The 17,222-nt window shown below is 46.1% G+C and carries 17 protein-coding genes; 6 read left to right on the forward strand and 11 right to left on the reverse strand.

The genetic code is table 11. From position 1 onward, the window contains the following. Positions 1-76 precede the first annotated feature (76 nt). The 3 genes from minC to minE are packed head-to-tail and all read left to right on the forward strand — an operon-like array spanning position 77 to position 1,835. Positions 77-739, forward strand: coding sequence for a septum site-determining protein MinC (gene minC / locus A9237_RS03935; protein WP_005437686.1), 663 nt, complete (start codon positions 77-79; stop codon positions 737-739). A gap of 17 nt (positions 740-756) precedes the next feature. Beyond that, a complete protein-coding gene (gene minD / locus A9237_RS03940; RefSeq protein WP_005437688.1) occupies positions 757-1,569 on the forward strand; it encodes a septum site-determining protein MinD in 813 nt (270 codons plus the stop codon). 2 nt (positions 1,570-1,571) lie between these two features. Further along, positions 1,572-1,835, forward strand: coding sequence for a cell division topological specificity factor MinE (minE, locus tag A9237_RS03945; protein WP_005437690.1), 264 nt, complete (start codon positions 1,572-1,574; stop codon positions 1,833-1,835). 110 nt (positions 1,836-1,945) lie between these two features. Here the strand turns inward: minE and rnd are convergent, their stop codons facing one another. From rnd to A9237_RS03980, 7 genes are all read right to left on the reverse strand, one after another. Then, positions 1,946-3,064: a ribonuclease D gene (gene rnd, locus A9237_RS03950; protein WP_005437016.1), complete on the reverse strand. Its 1,119-nt coding sequence runs from the start codon at positions 3,062-3,064 to the stop codon at positions 1,946-1,948. 87 nt (positions 3,065-3,151) lie between these two features. Further along, the gene (fadD, locus tag A9237_RS03955; protein ID WP_005437015.1) at positions 3,152-4,843 is read right to left on the reverse strand and encodes a long-chain-fatty-acid--CoA ligase FadD; all 1,692 of its coding nucleotides are present in this window, start codon (positions 4,841-4,843) and stop codon (positions 3,152-3,154) included. A gap of 106 nt (positions 4,844-4,949) precedes the next feature. Then, complete coding sequence (locus tag A9237_RS03960; protein WP_078607726.1) at positions 4,950-5,804, reverse strand: alpha/beta fold hydrolase; 855 nt, start codon at positions 5,802-5,804, stop codon at positions 4,950-4,952. A gap of 6 nt (positions 5,805-5,810) precedes the next feature. Continuing rightward, a complete protein-coding gene (locus tag A9237_RS03965) occupies positions 5,811-6,368 on the reverse strand; it encodes a Slp family lipoprotein (protein ID WP_078607727.1) in 558 nt (185 codons plus the stop codon). 25 nt (positions 6,369-6,393) lie between these two features. Further along, complete coding sequence (locus A9237_RS03970) at positions 6,394-6,699, reverse strand: hypothetical protein (protein ID WP_005437006.1); 306 nt, start codon at positions 6,697-6,699, stop codon at positions 6,394-6,396. 60 nt (positions 6,700-6,759) lie between these two features. After that, positions 6,760-7,461: a tRNA (adenosine(37)-N6)-threonylcarbamoyltransferase complex dimerization subunit type 1 TsaB gene (gene tsaB / locus A9237_RS03975; protein WP_078607728.1), complete on the reverse strand. Its 702-nt coding sequence runs from the start codon at positions 7,459-7,461 to the stop codon at positions 6,760-6,762. Positions 7,462-7,506: 45 nt separating this feature from the next. Beyond that, complete coding sequence (locus A9237_RS03980; RefSeq protein ID WP_078608703.1) at positions 7,507-9,432, reverse strand: ATP-dependent DNA helicase; 1,926 nt, start codon at positions 9,430-9,432, stop codon at positions 7,507-7,509. A 217-nt stretch (positions 9,433-9,649) separates the two neighbouring features. Between A9237_RS03980 and purU the strand changes: the two genes are divergently transcribed. Then, positions 9,650-10,483, forward strand: a complete 834-nt coding sequence (gene purU / locus A9237_RS03985) for a formyltetrahydrofolate deformylase (RefSeq protein ID WP_005428723.1) — start codon at positions 9,650-9,652, stop codon at positions 10,481-10,483. Positions 10,484-10,557: 74 nt separating this feature from the next. Here the strand turns inward: purU and A9237_RS03990 are convergent, their stop codons facing one another. Then, a complete protein-coding gene (locus tag A9237_RS03990; protein WP_078607729.1) occupies positions 10,558-11,157 on the reverse strand; it encodes a VOC family protein in 600 nt (199 codons plus the stop codon). A 220-nt stretch (positions 11,158-11,377) separates the two neighbouring features. Between A9237_RS03990 and argS the strand changes: the two genes are divergently transcribed. Together argS and A9237_RS04000 are read left to right on the forward strand one after the other, a co-directional pair. After that, positions 11,378-13,111, forward strand: coding sequence for an arginine--tRNA ligase (gene argS, locus A9237_RS03995; RefSeq protein WP_078607730.1), 1,734 nt, complete (start codon positions 11,378-11,380; stop codon positions 13,109-13,111). Between the two features lie 160 nt (positions 13,112-13,271). Continuing rightward, positions 13,272-13,700: an HIT family protein gene (locus A9237_RS04000; protein ID WP_078607731.1), complete on the forward strand. Its 429-nt coding sequence runs from the start codon at positions 13,272-13,274 to the stop codon at positions 13,698-13,700. Between the two features lie 111 nt (positions 13,701-13,811). Here A9237_RS04000 and A9237_RS04005 read toward each other — a convergent pair whose 3' ends face one another. From A9237_RS04005 to A9237_RS04015, 3 genes are read right to left on the reverse strand one after another with little or no spacing between them, the layout of a single operon-like run. Continuing rightward, positions 13,812-14,042, reverse strand: coding sequence for a FeoC-like transcriptional regulator (locus tag A9237_RS04005; protein ID WP_005426709.1), 231 nt, complete (start codon positions 14,040-14,042; stop codon positions 13,812-13,814). Beyond that, a complete protein-coding gene (gene feoB / locus A9237_RS04010; protein WP_078607732.1) occupies positions 14,039-16,315 on the reverse strand; it encodes a Fe(2+) transporter permease subunit FeoB in 2,277 nt (758 codons plus the stop codon). The genes A9237_RS04005 and feoB overlap by 4 nt, the downstream gene beginning before the upstream one ends. After that, the gene (locus A9237_RS04015) at positions 16,315-16,542 is read right to left on the reverse strand and encodes a FeoA family protein (RefSeq protein WP_033005426.1); all 228 of its coding nucleotides are present in this window, start codon (positions 16,540-16,542) and stop codon (positions 16,315-16,317) included. Before A9237_RS04015 ends, feoB begins: the two co-directional genes overlap by 1 nt. Positions 16,543-17,222 lie beyond the last annotated feature (680 nt).

Below are 17,222 nucleotides of genomic sequence, written 5' to 3' on the forward strand. Positions count from 1 at the left end.
TGCGCTAAAGGATGAAATATAACATGACAGACCTAGTTTAAGGCAACGCTCTTTCAATAAAGGCAAGAAGTCCACGATGACCCATTCACCTGACCTTAAAGGTAGCAGTTTTACATTGTCAGTTTTACACCTTTCTGACAACGAGATCGCTAAGACTGTCGAATTTTTGCAAGAAAAGGTTTCTCAAGCACCCTCTTTCTTCGCATCCGCACCTCTGGTTATCAATATAGCAAAAGTAGAAGGCGATATTGATTTCACCGCACTTAAACAAGGCATCGCCGATGCAGGGTTTATTCCGGTTGGTGTGACTGGCTGTAAAGATAAGCGTGTTCAAAACCTTGCCTCAGAAGCGGGCTTCGCCATCATGTCTGCGAGCAAATCTCCAACTCAAGCACCAGCAAAAATGGCGCCGACCAAAATCGTTCGTACACCTGTACGTTCTGGTCAGCAGATTTACGCCAAAGACGGTGACTTGGTTGTACTGGCACACGTAAGCGCTGGTGCAGAAGTGATTGCTGATGGCTCTATCCACATTCATGGCACCCTACGCGGACGCGCCATTGCTGGGGCGAGCGGCCAACAAGAAGCACGAATTATTTGTCACGATTTACAAGCTGAACTGGTTTCCATTGCAGGAGATTACTGGTTGAGCGATCAAATTGAGAGTGAGTATTGGCAAAAGAAAGTAATGATCAGTAAAGCCGAAGAATCATTACATCTAGAAACACTCACGATTTAGTCTAAAAAGGAAATAAAATGGCACGCATTATTGTAGTAACGTCTGGTAAAGGTGGCGTTGGTAAAACCACTTCAAGCGCAGCCATCGCCTCTGGTCTGGCTCTAAAGGGCAAAAAGACTGCGGTGATCGATTTTGATATCGGCTTGCGTAACCTCGATCTTATCATGGGCTGTGAACGCCGCGTGGTGTATGACTTTGTTAACGTCATCAACGGTGAAGCAACGCTTAACCAAGCGATGATCAAAGACAAGCGCACAGATAACCTATTCATTCTTCCAGCTTCTCAAACACGTGATAAAGACGCGCTAACCAAAGATGGCGTGCAACGTGTGTTCACTGAGTTGGATGAAATGGGCTTCGACTTCATCATCTGTGACTCTCCAGCAGGTATCGAACAAGGTGCTCTGATGGCGCTGTACTACGCAGATGAAGCGATTGTAACGACAAACCCTGAAGTGTCTTCGGTGCGTGACTCTGACCGCATTCTAGGTATTTTGGATTCTAAGTCGCTACGAGCTGAGCAAGGTCTTGAGCCAGTTAAGCAACACCTACTACTGACCCGTTACAACCCTTCTCGCGTAACACAAGGTGAGATGCTAAGCGTTGAAGACGTAGAAGAGATCCTACACATTTCTCTACTGGGCGTGATTCCAGAGAGCCAAGCAGTTCTAAACGCATCAAACAAAGGTGTGCCAGTGATCTTTGACGAGAACACAGACGCAGGCATGGCTTACTCTGATACGGTAGACCGCCTACTGGGCAACCAGGTTGAATTTCGTTTCCTTACTGAGGAGAAGAAAGGACTCTTTAAACGACTATTCGGAGGCTAGACATGTCACTACTAGAATTTTTCCGCCCTCAAAAGAAAACTTCTGCGAATCTAGCCAAAGAGCGTTTGCAGATCATCGTTGCTGAGCGTCGTAGCCAGAACGATCCTGCGCCTTCTTACTTGCCTCAATTGAAAGAGGACATCTTGAAGGTAATCAGCAAATACGTTGCGATTGATCCAAACATGGTGGATTTGACGTTTGAACATAAGGACGATGATATTTCGGTTCTTGAGCTAAACGTGAAGTTGCCAGAAGACGAGAAGTAATTACTTTTCGACTTTGCTTGAGCGCTCTAGACACTTGAGCACTCAAAACAAAAGACAAATGCGTGTTACAAAAAAGGTTGGCGATAATGCCAACCTTTTTTATTTGGTACTTACTTCAGCACCTTATTCATCTTCTCGCCGAGTAACTCAAGACGCCAGCCTTGCATCACATCCGGCAGGCGCGCTGGGTCGCGGTCTTTCTTCCATACCCAACTGATGATTTGGTTGATCTGCTTTTTAGAAGCCAAGAACTCGGTCGCCAAGCCTGATTTTTGCGATGCTACCTTCACCACATCCTTCATGTTCTTGAAGATTTGCTTGTAGCCTGGGTAATCCATCAAACGTTCAATTTTCGCTGGGTAATCATCGGCAGGTGTTTGCTTTGCACTTTTCACAATAGCCGCAATTCGTGCGCCGTGGCGGTTAATCGCACGAATGTCGATGCCTTCCGCTTCCATCTTCTTAAAGTTTGTCAGCCCAAGGCGAGCCACCGTCAGCAAGTCGCCTTCTTTGAAAATGAAGTTCAACGCAAGGTCGCGCTTGATCGCCTCACGGTAACGCCAAGTCGCTAAAGGCTTAAGAATCGCAAGTTCAGCCGGTCTTAGCTGCCATGCACCTTTGATATCTAGGTAGACGGTTTCTTCATTTAAGTTACGAATACGCTTTGATACCAGTAGGTCGCTCTCTTGTTGAACCGCTTCCCACCAGCCTGCTTCGTTCACTTTATCTAGTAGCTTCTCGTAAAGAGGCATTAGGTAGTGTACGTCAGCCGCGGCGTAATCAAGCTGCTTTTGAGTCAGTGGACGCGCCATCCAGTCGGTGCGAGATTCGCTCTTGTCTAGCTCTACACCTAGGTATTCTTCCACCAGCGTAGCAAAGCCTGTCGACAGGCCGTGACCTAGGAAAGCTGCCATCAACTGCGTATCCACCATTGGGAATGGTGTGCAGCCAAAAGCATTTTGGAAGACTTCTAAATCTTCACCACACGCGTGCAGTACTTTTAGTACTGAGGTGTCTTTTAGCAACTCGACGAACGACGTCATGTCAGTCAGTTCAGTCGGGTCGATAAGGGAAAGTTGTTTGCCATCGAAAAGCTGAATCAAACCTAGTTGCGGATAGTAAGTCCTGATTCGCACGAATTCGGTATCCAGCATAACTACGTCGGCTTCTCTTGCTAGAGCGCAGACTTCTTCTAGGTCTTTGTTTTTCGTAATGATCTGATAGTTCACATGCTTCTCGCTATAAAAAAATGCCAGCAAAACGCTGGCATTCTAACACTATTTGGCAATAAATGATTGTTGCACAAAGAAATCCGCTTATGCGCTCTTCTTCGCTAACTCTGCGTCGTTCTCTTCACGCAGTACGCGACGAAGGATCTTACCTACGTTGGTCTTCGGTAAGTCTTCACGGAACTCAACCAACTTAGGCACTTTGTAGCCAGTTAGGTGTTGGCGACAGTGTGCAATCACTTCGTCTTTGGTTAGGCTCGGATCGCGTTTTACAACGTAGATCTTCACCAACTCGCCAGACACTTCGTGAGGCTGACCGATTGCCGCGACTTCTAGCACTTTTCCGTGTAGAGCAACCACGTCTTCGATTTCGTTCGGGTAAACGTTAAAACCAGACACAAGAATCATGTCTTTCTTACGATCAACAATGTGTAGGAAACCTTCATCATCAAACTTAACGATGTCACCCGTCGATAGCCAACCGTCTTCGTTGATCACTTCTTTGGTCGCTTCTGGGCGCTGCCAGTAACCTTGCATCACTTGAGGACCGCGAACTTGAAGCTCACCTGTCTCTGTGTTTGCTAGTGGGTTACCTTCTTCATCAACAATACGTACTTCAGTTGATGGTACAGGCAGACCGATAGAACCGTTGTATTCCACTAGGTCGTGCGGGTAAGCCGCCACCAATGGAGAACATTCTGTTAGACCGTAACCTTCTAGTAGGTAACAGCCTGTGGTCTTTTGCCATTTTTCAGCCACTGCACGTTGCACGGCCATACCACCACCTACCGCTAGGCGAAGGTTGCTGAAATCTAGCTCATGGAAATCTTCGTTGTTCACTAGCGCGTTAAACAGCGTATTTACACCGGTAATCGCTGTGAACTGGTATTTTTGCAGCTCTTTCACAAAGCCCGGAATATCACGCGGGTTAGTGATAAGCAGGTTGTTACCACCCATCTCAACGAAAAGTAGACAGTTCACCGTCAGTGCGAATACGTGGTAAAGCGGCAGTGCCGTAACAACAAGCTCGCGACCTGGAGACAATACTGGACCGTACGCGCCTTTCGCCTGCATTACGTTAGCGATCATGTTGCGGTGCGTCAGGATTGCGCCTTTCGCTACGCCCGTTGTACCACCAGTGTACTGTAGGAACGCAATATCATCGCCAGACATAAATGGTTTCACGTACTGAAGACGACGACCTTTGTGCAGCGCTTTACGCATTGAGATTGCACCCGGTAGATCGTACTTAGGCACCATGCCCTTCACGTATTTAACCACGAAGTCGACAAGCGTACCTTTCGCACGTGGCAACATTTGACCAAGGCTGGTCAAAACCACGTGTTTCACTGGCGTGTTTTCTACGATTTGCTCTAGTGTGTTCGCGAAATTAGAAACGATAACGATCGCCGTTGCACCAGCATCGTTTAGCTGGTGCTCAAGCTCACGAGGAGTGTAAAGTGGGTTCACGTTCACAGCAATACAGCCTGCACGCAAAATACCGAATAGCGCGACAGGATATTGAAGCAGGTTTGGCATCATAAGAGCAACGCGGTCGCCCTTCTTCAGCTTAAGTTCGTTTTGTAGGTATGCGGCGAATGCGCGGCTACGCTCTTCCAATTTGCGGAAGGTCATGACCGAGCCCATGTTCATGAATGCCGGTTGGTCTGCGTATTTTTGAACAGACTGCTCGAACATTTCTACCAAAGACTCATATTGCTCTGGATTAATGGTTTCAGGTACGTCACTTGGATAACGTGAAAGCCATGGTTTATCCACGATGTTACTCCTCGTTTATAACTGGCTAAAAAATAGCGTCCTTTTTATTTTGAGCACTATTACAGCACAGCAAACGTGCTTGAGCACGTAACTCTCAAACACTTGTTTAAATTTTGTTAACTACACCAAGTATTCGCTTTCCGACCTCGAGTGTTTGCTCTAAATGGCAATGATGCCCACCCGCGACAGAAACCACTTTCGGTGGATTTTCGCCCCAATCGACTTGGTTAGACTGTAAATGCTGAAATCCTTTGTCACCCAATATGATTAGGTGCGGACAGCGTATTTGGCTGGTGATCGAGTTCGCGTGATCCTGTGCCATGCGATAAAGAGAATCGCATTTTAATTTGGCATCGTGTCGCCAAAACCATTGGTTATCACGACATTCAGTTCCGCGCTCTACGATTGGCATCAACTGCTCGGCGGTCAGGTGATTCGCTTGCATGCGTAGCTTTAACGCCAGATCGAAAGAAGCGATAGCTCGCTCCGGTTTGTTGCGTTGACGTTGCCGGCTAAGGACACCATCACGCAGTCGTTTTACGCTATTGGAAGGCTGTTCTGCGAGTGGACCCGCTCCTTCAATTTGCACTAACGCTTCGACCTGTTCAGGAAAGGCAGCACTATAGCAACTTGCGATTAAAGCGCCTAGTGAATGCCCTACTAACACCAGTCTGTTTGGCGATAATTCATCCAATAATTGGTGTAAATCAGCAATGTAGTCGTGGAAGGGGTAGTAATTGTCTGAGGATTTATGACTGGATAAGCCATGACCAAATAGGTCAATTGCTAGTAAATGAAGATCAGGGTTGTGCTGATGGATGGCGTTCATCAAGGTTTTAAAGCTGCCTGCGTTATCCATCCACCCATGAAGAAAAACGACTGAACAAGCAGTCGTTTTTTCGTTTCCGATTTCTAAGGCTGCCATGCTCCCGTTTGGGAGTTCGAAACGGCGCTCATTCATCACAGATTATTTAACCTTCTTGATCACCTTGCCGTCTTGAGGGAAATCATTTCGCCACATGCGACAGTTAATGGAGTAACAAGGGTAGTAATAGGTTGGCGTGTCGTACATACGTACGCGCTCTTCAATCTTCCATAAGCGGTAACCATCGCCTTTGATGACAGGGAAGATGTATTGGTGCTCGCCAATTTTGCCTTCTTCTTCGCCCGCACCTTTACCCACCACGGTAATGATTCGACCTTTACTGAAAGCAACTGGCTCTAAGTAACCATCAAAATAAACCGCGAAGCGACCCGTTGGTTCTTGATCGATGTCCGGCTTGCCTGATTTGCTGATTGGCAGATTTACGATCTCCAGACGCGTTTGGTCTTTCAAGTTATCCACTTTCGCGATAACACCACCAAGACGGACATCATTAGCAGCCTGTCCTTGGTCTTCAGCAAAGGTTTTGTAATCCGTCAAAACCTGCTCGGTGCTTGCATTCAGCTCTTCAGGAAGAGAACTACAGGCAGAAAGCCCGAATGCTGCGATAATAACCAGAAAAATACGTCCAGAAAGTTTCATAAACCCCCACTATAAATTCGTTGTTTTACACATAGATATCGACACCAAGTAACTGAGCAAGTTCCTCTTTCTTCGCTCGATTCATAACGTCCATATACTGTTCCATTGCTTTGCGAGCATGACCCTCGGGCAAATCATATTGCACTTGAGCGCGATGAATCTGAGACTCATCCACTTGCTTAATGGAATGCGCGACAGCGTTCGCCACCTTAGAAGGTTGACCAACGGGCTGCTTATCTTGAGCTTTCTTTACCTGCCCTTTTTTACCGACTTTATTGGTGCGATTTGCACCCGGTATTAACGCAGGAGGTAAACCATTGATAGACGCCATAACGCTCCATAAAAATACAGGGCAAACGCCCTGCACTTTGTCATGTCATTGAAAGTCCGATTATTCGCGACCCGGAAGTTTCTTCCACGTCACATTATCACGCAGATAAACCGGGCTCGATTCTTCTACTGGGACTGTGTTGCCTTTCTTAAGTTCCTGCTCAGCAAGAATCACAATGTCTTGCGAATCAGGGTAAAGAACATCTCCACTCGTGACGTTGAATGGCAGTTTGCCAAGATCTTCTTGGTAAGCATCCCAACCAGTACCCGCTTTAGTCCACGTTTTGTCGTCTGCTTGTGCTTGTTCCGCTAGACGCGCTGGTGGAATAACACATTCTGCATCCACACCTGCCCACTCACCGTTTTCTTGGCGAATGTAACGTGCCCAGTAAACTTCACCCATGCGAGCATCAATCGCAACAGCGGCATTTGTAGCACCGTGTAGACGGTAGCTTGCTTGTGCCATAGCAGCCAGCGTTGAAACGCCGATCATTGGTAAGTCAGCACCGAACGCCAAACCTTGTGCGATACCAATACCGATACGAACGCCAGTAAAGCTGCCCGGACCACGACCAAACGCCAATGCGTCTAGATCTTGTAGAGTCAGCCCCGCTTCTTTCAGTACTTCGTCCACCATAGGCAGTACTTTCTTAGTGTGGTCACGAGGAGCTACTTCACTGCGTGAAATCACTCGGTCATTAACCAGTAGCGCAACTGAACAGTTCTCAGTTGCCGTATCGATAGCAAGAATTTTTGCGCTCATGTAACTCTCTACAATTCTTCTTTAATTTATTGATGCCACAGCGCTTTAGTCTGCGGCAGGTTGTTCTGTTTTTAGGAATGTTTTGATTCGTTCCAAATCCCGTGTTCTTGGGATGGGCGGTAAACTGCCGAGGAAGATGCCACCATAATCACGCGTTACCAAACGGTTGTCGCAAATGATTAAAGCCCCATGGTCTTTTTGGTCTCGAATCAAACGTCCTACGCCCTGCTTTAACGTGATAACCGCGTCTGGGATTTGCACTTCTGCAAACGGCTCACCACCACGTAATCGACAATCTTCGATTCGGGCTTTGAGTAGAGGATCATCAGGGGCAGTAAACGGTAATTTGTCGATGATAACACAGCTCAGCGCATCACCTCTAACATCGATCCCTTCCCAGAATGCACCCGTCGCCACCAGCAATGCATTACCTAGCTCCATAAACTCGGCAAGGGTCTTTTGTTTGCTCATCTCACCTTGCATTAGCACAGGCAGATCCAGCACTTCACGGAAGCGTTCACCAAGCTCACGCATCATGCTGTGCGAAGTACAAAGAAAGAAACAACGCCCGTCGTTCTCTTCAATCACAGGCGCAAGCATTCGCACCAGTTTGTCGGCTAAGCCTGGGCTGTTTGGCTCTGGTAAATAACGAGGCACACACAAGCGCGCTTGCTTCTCATAATCGAACGGAGATGGCAACGAAAACTGCTGCTTCGGCTTCAATCCAAGACGGTCGGTAAAGTGTTTAAAGTCACCCGATACCGCTAGGGTTGCAGAAGTGAAAATCCACGCGCCTTGTTTGATTTCGATTTGCTCATGGAATTTATCCGCCACCGATAGCGGCGTAATGTGCAGAGCAAAATGGCGGGGAGATGTGTCGTACCAGTATGAGTAACCGGTAATATCGACATCACAAACGCGGTCAATGCGTCCTTTGATCAGGTTGGCACGCTCAAAGGCGGTGTCCAGCAATTGGCTTCGACCTAGTGCCAGTTTCAACACATCAATCGCCAGATCTAAGCTATCGGTTAAACGCACTAATTCACGTTTGATCGATTCCGATTGCAAAGCTTCACGCCAGTTACCACGAAAGCCCGGTTCACCCAACACGATGCGCATATCCATCGCACTTTGCATCAGCTTATCGCCCACTTTTTGTAGCTGGCGCATGTCTTTTGCTTCAGTACGGTAGGCAATCTCAATGTCCTTAGCGAGCTCTTGGATCTGACGGCTAGAGATCGATTGCCCGAAGTATTCGCTGGCAATGTCAGGAAGCTGGTGGGCTTCGTCGAAAATGAATACGTCAGCTTCTGGGATCAATTCACCGAAACCGGTTTCTTTGATCGCAAGGTCTGCAAGGAACAAGTGGTGGTTAACGACAACAATGTCTGAATCCATTGCGCGTTTGCGTGCTTTTAAGACGAAACAATCGGTGTAGCTCGGACACTCTTTACCCAAACAGTTATCGTTGGTGGAGGTTATGGTCGGGATGATCATGCTGTCTTCTGGCAGATCCTCACAATCCCCTAAATCGCCCGTTTTGGTTTCAGACGACCAAGTACGGACTTTAACCAATTGAGTCAACAGTGTTGGATCAGCTTCATTAGTATGGCTCTCGACCATTTGTCGGCTTAGACGATCCAAACAAAGGTAGTTGGAGCGACCTTTTAGTAGCGCGACTTGTCCATAAAAGCCTAAAGCACTGACCATCAACGGCAGGTCACGGTGATACAACTGCTCTTGCAGGCTCTTCGACCCCGTACTGATGATGACTTTTTTGCCGCTTAATAGCGCGGGTACAAGGTAAGCAAAGGTTTTACCCGTTCCCGTTCCGGCTTCAACCACCAGTTGAGTTTGGTCTTTGATCGCACTGCTGACAGCTTCTGCCATATCAATTTGTGGCTGGCGAGCTTGAAAGCCCGGAATGGCTTTGCCTAACGCGCCCTCAGAGGAGAATGTTTTTGCGATCATGCCTGACATCTGGTTAGAAAAATTGCCGTGAGTATATCAGGAGTTGAGCGTAAACATCAGCCAACAAAAGCACTAGGTTTTAGCATCGCGCGGATAATTTGTTGAAACCGCGCCGAGAATAGATTATTTATGAAGTCAGATTGCAGTACGATTCACGCTTCTGACGTGACCCTTTTATTCGTACGCTAGAAAAATAATGCATGGAAGTATCTGATTTATGGAAAAGAAAACACTGTTAACCCACTGTTCTGACGCACCGGGTTTGATCTCAAAAATCACCAATATCTGTTATAAGCATCAGCTGAATATCGTTCATAATAACGAGTTTGTTGATAACACCAGTGGGCACTTTTTCATGAGAACCGAGTTGGAGGGTTACTTCAACGATCAAACGCTACTCGCCGATTTAGACCAAGCACTGCCACAAGGTGCAAAACGCAAACTTATCAGCTCTCGCCGCAAACGCATCGTCATTCTAGTAACCAAAGAAGCGCACTGTCTGGGTGATATTCTGATGAAGACTTACGATGGCAGCTTAGATGTTGAAATTGCTGCTGTAGTTGGTAACTACGACAAACTGCAAACACTCACGGAGCGTTTTGATATTCCTTACCATCACGTTACTCACGAAGATCTTAGCCGTGAAGAGCACGAGCAGAAGATGCTTGAAGTGATTGATCAATACGATGCCGATTATCTTGTACTAGCGAAGTACATGCGTGTTCTCACTCCGACTTTCGTAGAGAAATACCGTCACAAGATCATCAACATCCACCACAGTTTCTTACCCGCGTTTATCGGTGCTAAGCCATACCAACAAGCTTATGACCGCGGTGTGAAGATCATCGGTGCTACGGCGCATTTCGTGACAAATGACTTGGATGAAGGTCCAATCATCAAGCAAGACGTTATTCCAGTGGATCACACGTTCAGCGCACAAGATATGGCGCAAGCAGGTCGTGATGTAGAGAAGAACGTATTGAGCAAAGCTTTGAATAAAGTGATCAATGACCACGTTTTTGTTTACGGCAATAAGACAGTTATTCTTTAAGTTCACCGCATTTGAAAAAAGAAAGGGTTGCTCATTTAGCAACTCTTTCTTCTTTATAGTTATTCAGAGCCAACTTATTCAGCCTGCTCAGACTCCACAATACGCTTTAGTGAATGTGGGTGCAGTTTGATACAAATGCCTTGATACTTAAACGCCACCGTTGGGTTGTTCAAGCGTTCACCTTCCCCTTTAGGACTCGATAGTTTGATCTTCACACCTAGCTCTTCCAACTCGTCAAAACGCGCGCCAAACGCTGGGTAAGTGTGTTTCAAATCAGCAAGAAACTCATCTGCGGTTTCGGCATGAGATGGAATCACGAACTCCACATGTTCCCAGCTTTCAGTTGGGTAGATTTTGCCTTCTGCTGGGTATGGCAGCTCAAGACACTCAATCTTCCAACCACGGCTTTCCAACGCTTTGTCGAATTCGATAACAATAATTGGGCGACCGTTGATTTTCGCTTGTGAAATCACCTTACCGTATTGATTCCATGCTTCATGTGCGGCTTTCGCTGTTTCAGTATCATTAATACGCAGCGCAATATGGTCAGCTTGAGCAAAGCTCAGATCCAGTTTTAACAGGGATGCAAGCTCTTCAATCTTTGCCATAAATGCATCCAGATCTTGGATCATCAATTCAGGCGCTAGGCGTTTTTCAACTAGTTGAGTCGTCATTGTGGCTCTCTTATGGGGCGATTTATCTCATTACTCTGAGCGCAATAGTAAACGCAAACCAAGCCACATTTCCATTCAATCGAAAAAGTATAAATTTCCCCAATTCCTCTCTGTATGAAAAGCAATAAAGTTGTTATCATTAGCCCCATTTTTGTGAACTCCAACAGAACTCGGCACTTACTTCGCCGAGTTCTTCGTCCTTGAATTGAAGGAAACGCGTGTGAATATCCAAGCACTTATTAATGACAAAGTATCTCAGGCTCTAGAAGCCGCTGGCGCACCTGCAGGCAGTCCTGCGGCAGTACGCCAATCAGCAAAGCCACAATTTGGTGACTACCAAGCAAACGGCGTAATGGGCGTTGCTAAAAAACTGGGTACTAACCCACGAGAATTTGCACAGAAAGTACTGGATGTTCTAGACCTAGACGGTATTGCGAGCAAGACAGAAATCGCAGGTCCTGGTTTCATCAACATTTTCCTAAGCGAAGAGTTCCTAGCAAAACAAGCGGAAGCAGCACTGGCTGACTCACGTCTTGGCGTTGCAGCAGACGAAGCTCAAACTATCGTTGCTGACTACTCTGCACCAAACGTTGCTAAAGAAATGCACGTTGGTCACCTACGTTCAACCATCATCGGTGATGCGGTAGTACGTACTCTTGAGTTCCTAGGTCACAAAGTGATCCGTGCGAACCACATCGGTGACTGGGGTACTCAGTTCGGTATGCTTATCGCAAACCTTGAGCGTGTACAACAAGAGTCTGGCGAAGTTTCTATGGAACTGGCTGACCTTGAAGGCTTCTACCGTGAGTCTAAGAAACTGTACGACGAAGACGAAGAATTCGCAGTTAAAGCACGTAACTACGTTGTGAAACTGCAAAGCGGCGACAAGTTCTGCGCAGAAATGTGGAAGAAGCTGGTTGACGTAACCATGATCCAAAACCAACGCAACTACGATCGTCTAAACGTATCTCTAACTCGTGATGACGTAATGGGCGAAAGCATGTACAACGACATGCTACCTAAGATCGTAGCAGACCTTAAAGCACAAGGCCTTGCGGTTGAAGATGATGGCGCACAAGTTGTGTTCCTTGAAGAATTCAAGAACAAAGACGGCGAAGCGATGGGCGTTATCGTTCAGAAACGTGACGGCGGCTTCCTATACACAACAACGGATATCGCATGTGCGAAATACCGTTACGAAGAACTAGGTGCGGACCGCGTACTTTACTTCATCGACTCTCGTCAACACCAACACCTAATGCAAGCTTGGACTATCGTTCGTAAAGCGGGTTACGTGCCAGAATCAGTATCTCTTGAGCACCACGCGTTTGGTATGATGCTAGGTAAAGATGGTAAACCATTCAAGACTCGTGCAGGCGGTACGGTTCGTCTTGCTGATCTTCTTGATGAAGCAGAAGTTCGTGCAGCACAGCTGATCGAATCTAAGAACCCAGAACTAGCAGAAGACGAGAAGAAAGCGATCGCGAACACAGTTGCAATGGCAGCGGTTAAATACGCAGACCTTTCTAAGCACCGTACTACGGACTACGTGTTCGATTGGGACAACATGCTAGCGTTCGAAGGTAACACTGCACCGTACATGCAATACGCTTACACTCGCGTAGCATCTGTATTCGCTAAAGCTGGCGTTTCTATGGATGATCTACAAGGTGAAATTAAGATCACTGACGAGAAAGAAAAAGCGCTTATCGCAAAACTTATGCAGTTCGAAGAAGCGGTTCAATCTGTTGCTCGCGAAGGTCAGCCACACATCATGTGTAGCTACCTATTCGAACTAGCAGGTCAGTTCTCTAGCTTCTATGAAGCATGCCCTATCCTAGTTGCTGAAGACGAAACAGTGAAACAAAGCCGTCTGAAACTAGCAGCCCTAACAGCGAAGACCATCAAGCAAGGTCTGTCTCTACTAGGTATTGATACTCTAGAGCGTATGTAAGCGAATCGAGAATCGAGAATCGAGAATCGAGAATCGAGAATCGAGAATCGAGAATCGAGAATCGAGAATCGAGACGATTTAGAAAGGTTGGCGTGAAAGCGTCAACCTTTTGTTTTATCTGGCGTATACTGATGTCATTCAATTCAAATCGGATAATATAATGAGTTTTGAACTGCACCCTCAATTGGCAAAAGACACCACCGTTATCGGTCACTTCCCACTGTGCGTAGCACTTCTACATAAAGACAATGCAGTGCCATGGGTTATCTTGGTACCAAAACGTGCAAACCTAAAAGAGCTTCACCACTTGCCGATGAAAGAACAGCAACAGTTTTTGCTAGAGTCTCAGGCAGTAAGCCAAGCACTGGAAGCAATATTCCGTCCAGACAAGTTAAACCTAGGCGCACTAGGTAACATGGTGCCTCAGCTACACATTCACCATATTGCTCGCTTCAAAGATGACGTAGCATGGCCGGGACCAGTTTGGGGTAACACCAAAGGTGAATTCCGTACAGAAGAAGAGCAAAACGAATTACTTGGTCGCATTAAAAATGTGCTGTCACTGAGCTCTATTTTCCAAAAAGCTTAACAGGGAAACTTTGCAAAATCTGAGCTTATAAGTTGAAAAAAGCCGCATCATTGCTGATGCGGCTTTGTCGTTTTTACGTGATAATTTTTAGATAACTAATTTTGATAATCGCTACATGGTGACTGTCAGAGACAAACCATCTTGTTTAGTCACTGAGTAGCGAACTCGAGTCACGTCATGAGCTTTATTGGTGTCAACTAAGCGGCTAATTTTACCCTTCTTAATCCACACGCTTAACATCGCGTCAGCACCATCTTCACTCATCCCAAACTGCTTAGCCAGATCTGACTGGGAGACGGTTCCTTTGTCTGCAATGTATTGATAAAGCTCTTTTAAAATCATGCTACTTGCGCCTCTAATGCACCGTTTTGCTTCTTGCCAACTCGTTTGAACACACGGTATGTCCCAAAGAAGATAGCTACGATCACTGCCATCCAAATGCCACTTGTCACTGGGCTATCTGCGAAATGCGTCAATTGGTTGTAGAACGTCGCACATAGGTAAGCCAAGCCCATTGTCCAAACCGCGATAAAGCGTGCGAACTTATGACCAAACTCACGTACGTAAGCACCCATCGCCGCCACACAAGGTGTGTACAGTAGGATAAAGATTAGGTAAGCAAATGCGGCATTACCAGAAGCAAACTGCGATTTGATGTTACCGAAGATAGAAGCATCGACTTCTTGTTCTTCTGCAACGGCATTTGAGTCAGTTAAGTCACCTACTTCAATACCTAGTGGATCTGAGTAGCTCAAACCAGCTAGGTTTTCTGGGATACTCATTACTGCCTCTTCTAGGCTGCCCATTAGATCAAATTCTGCGTCTTCACCGTCGCTTGGCGTCGTGTATAGACTGTTCAGCGTACCAACTACCGCCTCTTTTGCGAAGATACCAGTAATGATACCGACCGTCGCAGGCCAGTTGTCTTCTTGAACACCGATTGGTGAAAATACTGGAGTCACAACTTGCGCCGCTTTAGAAAGCACAGAGTTTTCACTGTCTTCGTTACCAAAACTGCCATCAGTACCCAATGAGTTGAAGAAACTCAGAATAGCAACAACGATAACGATGGTTTTACCTGCACCAAGTACAAAGCGCTTTAGCTTTTGCCAAGTTTTGATCACCACGTTTTGTAGCGTCGGAAGCTCGTAATCTGGCATTTCCATCACTAGGCTGTCGCTGCTACCTGGGTAAAGCGTGTGCTTAAGGAAAAGACCTGTGAAGATCGCTGCCACAATACCAAGTAGGTAAAGTGCGAATACAATGTTCTGACCTGAGCCCGGGAAGAATGCCGCAGCGAATAGTGCGTATACAGGCAGACGAGCACCACATGACATAAATGGCGCCATAGATGCAGCCAGTTTACGCTCACGCTCTTGGTCTAGAGTACGAGTTGCCATGATTGACGGAACGTTACAGCCAAAACCAAGAACCAACGGTACAAATGCTTTGCCCGGTAGACCGATTTTCTGCATCACTTTGTCTAGTACGAATGCTGCACGAGCCATGTAACCTGAGCTCTCAAGTACCGCTAGGAACAGATATAAACACGCGATAACCGGAATGAAGGTTGCAACCGTCTGGATACCACCACCGATACCATTAGCAAGAACCGTCACTAACCACACAGGCAAATGACCGTCTAACAAGTGGTGACCACCATCAACCAACAGAGCACCAACACCGATATCGAAGAAGTCGATGAATGCACTACCAATGTTGATAGAGAACATGAACATTAGGTACATCACAACGAAGAAGAATGGGATGCCCACCCACTTGTTCAAAATGAATTGGTCTAGTTTTTCAGTCACGCTGCGGCTTAGCTTGCCTTCGCTACGACGTACTTTCTTACACTCTTCATGAAGATGTGTGTATTTGGTGTCAGCCACATGAAGGTCAACATCAAGATCTAGCTCGGCAATCGTATTTTCAACACTATTGCGGTCTGCATCTGACATGCTGTTAAGAACTAGTGCATCTTTTTCTAGTGCGCGAATCGCCAATGCTCGGTGAGAAACGGTTTGATCATTGAAAAGAGCCGAAACTTTGCCGATCGCCACTTCCATTTGTTCGCCGTAATTCAAAGCGACTTCTTTTAACGCGACACCTTGAACCACAGACTTGTGCAGCTTCTCTTTAAATTCGGCTACTTGTGCTTTGTTTGTCGCTGACAGGCTAACTACCGGGCAACCCAACGTTTTTTCGAGTTCTGCAACATTGATGATTTGGCGTTCACGCTTAAGTGCGTCCATTTTGTTTAATACAACAATCATCGGACGACCAAGCTCGCGCAGCTGCAGTGTCATATATAAGCTACGTTCAAGACTTGTTGCATCGACTACGTTGATGATCAGATCAGCAGGGTGCGTCAGAACCGCACGAGACGCGATAGACTCATCGATACTATTACTGTCATTACCACTATCTAGAGAGTAGATACCCGGAAGGTCTGTCAGCAGAAATTCATCGCCAGCGTGTTTGAACTGGCCAGTTTTCTTTTCAACCGTTACACCAGCCCAGTTGCCGACTTGTTGTTTTGCACCAGTAAGGCCATTAAAAAGTGTCGTTTTACCGCTGTTTGGGTTACCGACCGTAAGAATTTGGTATTGCATTATGCTCGCTCCACTTCAATGTTCTGCGCAATGGCCTCTCGCAATGCAACAGAAACACCACGAACTTCAACTTGCAGTGGGTCGCCCATTGGAGCACGTCGAATAACTTTAACCTCAGTATTTGGAAGTAATCCCATTACCATTAGCTTTTTTCTGACGTCCGACGTAAGTCCTTCTAACAACCGAATTGTCACTGTTTCGCCAGGTTTAATTTCTGATAGCTTCATAGTGGCCCTTAAGAGTAGTGCAAATGATAAATATTATTATTAATAGTATAGGGCGCTAATGTTACTCTTCTATACCCTCTCATTCATTGTGTGAAATCAAAGATTTCATTAATGCTTTTGGCGAAATGAAACGTCAACTCCGTTAATTAATCTCACGTCATTTTCGTCAAAATCGAATATTTTCAGCCAAATGCAGATTAACACAAACGTAACATTTAAACTCATCAACAGCAAAAATCACATTAAATACAGTTAGTTATAAATAAAAATACAACTTGTCGCTTTTCTCACATAAAGCTGTCGTTATTTTTATAAGAAAAATAAGTAAGGTCTCGTATAGTTAACCCATCGAGAGACAACAGCCTCTCAAAAGAATTCCAGAGGTGGCATGGCAACATGTCACTCCGGCAGCAAGCGAAGGTGTCATTGACACCCGTGGTATAGTCCCCCCGGCTATACCACGATATTTTTTTTCTTCTCTTTCTTCATTCGCTTCTCAATTAACTCCCTATAATTTCTCAACCTTCTTCTCAAACAAAGCCCAATTATCTCTATTATCTGTCACCATCTTTCATAACCGTTTTACTGCACATGTTATTCATAAGATGGTTTGTGCGCCTTATCCCTTATCCCTTATCCCTTATCCCTTATCCCTTATCCCTTATCCCTTATCCCTTATC

Origin of the sequence: Vibrio owensii (assembly GCF_002021755.1) — a bacterium.
GTDB classification, from domain to species: Bacteria; Pseudomonadota; Gammaproteobacteria; order Enterobacterales; family Vibrionaceae; genus Vibrio; species Vibrio owensii.

Bases quoted from the DNA above. Each gene is read 5' to 3' on its own strand.
- purU (WP_005428723.1), top strand. From the start codon at position 9,650: ATGGAAAAGAAAACACTGTTAACCCACTGTTCTGACGCACCGGGTTTG.
- A9237_RS04015 (WP_033005426.1), bottom strand. From the start codon at position 16,542: ATGAAGCTATCAGAAATTAAACCTGGCGAAACAGTGACAATTCGGTTG.
- minE (WP_005437690.1), top strand. From the start codon at position 1,572: ATGTCACTACTAGAATTTTTCCGCCCTCAAAAGAAAACTTCTGCGAAT.
- feoB (WP_078607732.1), bottom strand. From the start codon at position 16,315: ATGCAATACCAAATTCTTACGGTCGGTAACCCAAACAGCGGTAAAACG.
- A9237_RS03980 (WP_078608703.1), bottom strand. From the start codon at position 9,432: ATGATCGCAAAAACATTCTCCTCTGAGGGCGCGTTAGGCAAAGCCATT.
- tsaB (WP_078607728.1), bottom strand. From the start codon at position 7,461: ATGAGCGCAAAAATTCTTGCTATCGATACGGCAACTGAGAACTGTTCA.
- A9237_RS03970 (WP_005437006.1), bottom strand. From the start codon at position 6,699: ATGGCGTCTATCAATGGTTTACCTCCTGCGTTAATACCGGGTGCAAAT.
- A9237_RS03990 (WP_078607729.1), bottom strand. From the start codon at position 11,157: ATGACGACTCAACTAGTTGAAAAACGCCTAGCGCCTGAATTGATGATC.
- A9237_RS04000 (WP_078607731.1), top strand. From the start codon at position 13,272: ATGAGTTTTGAACTGCACCCTCAATTGGCAAAAGACACCACCGTTATC.
- minD (WP_005437688.1), top strand. From the start codon at position 757: ATGGCACGCATTATTGTAGTAACGTCTGGTAAAGGTGGCGTTGGTAAA.
- A9237_RS04005 (WP_005426709.1), bottom strand. From the start codon at position 14,042: ATGATTTTAAAAGAGCTTTATCAATACATTGCAGACAAAGGAACCGTC.
- A9237_RS03960 (WP_078607726.1), bottom strand. From the start codon at position 5,804: ATGAATGAGCGCCGTTTCGAACTCCCAAACGGGAGCATGGCAGCCTTA.
- A9237_RS03965 (WP_078607727.1), bottom strand. From the start codon at position 6,368: ATGAAACTTTCTGGACGTATTTTTCTGGTTATTATCGCAGCATTCGGG.
- minC (WP_005437686.1), top strand. From the start codon at position 77: ATGACCCATTCACCTGACCTTAAAGGTAGCAGTTTTACATTGTCAGTT.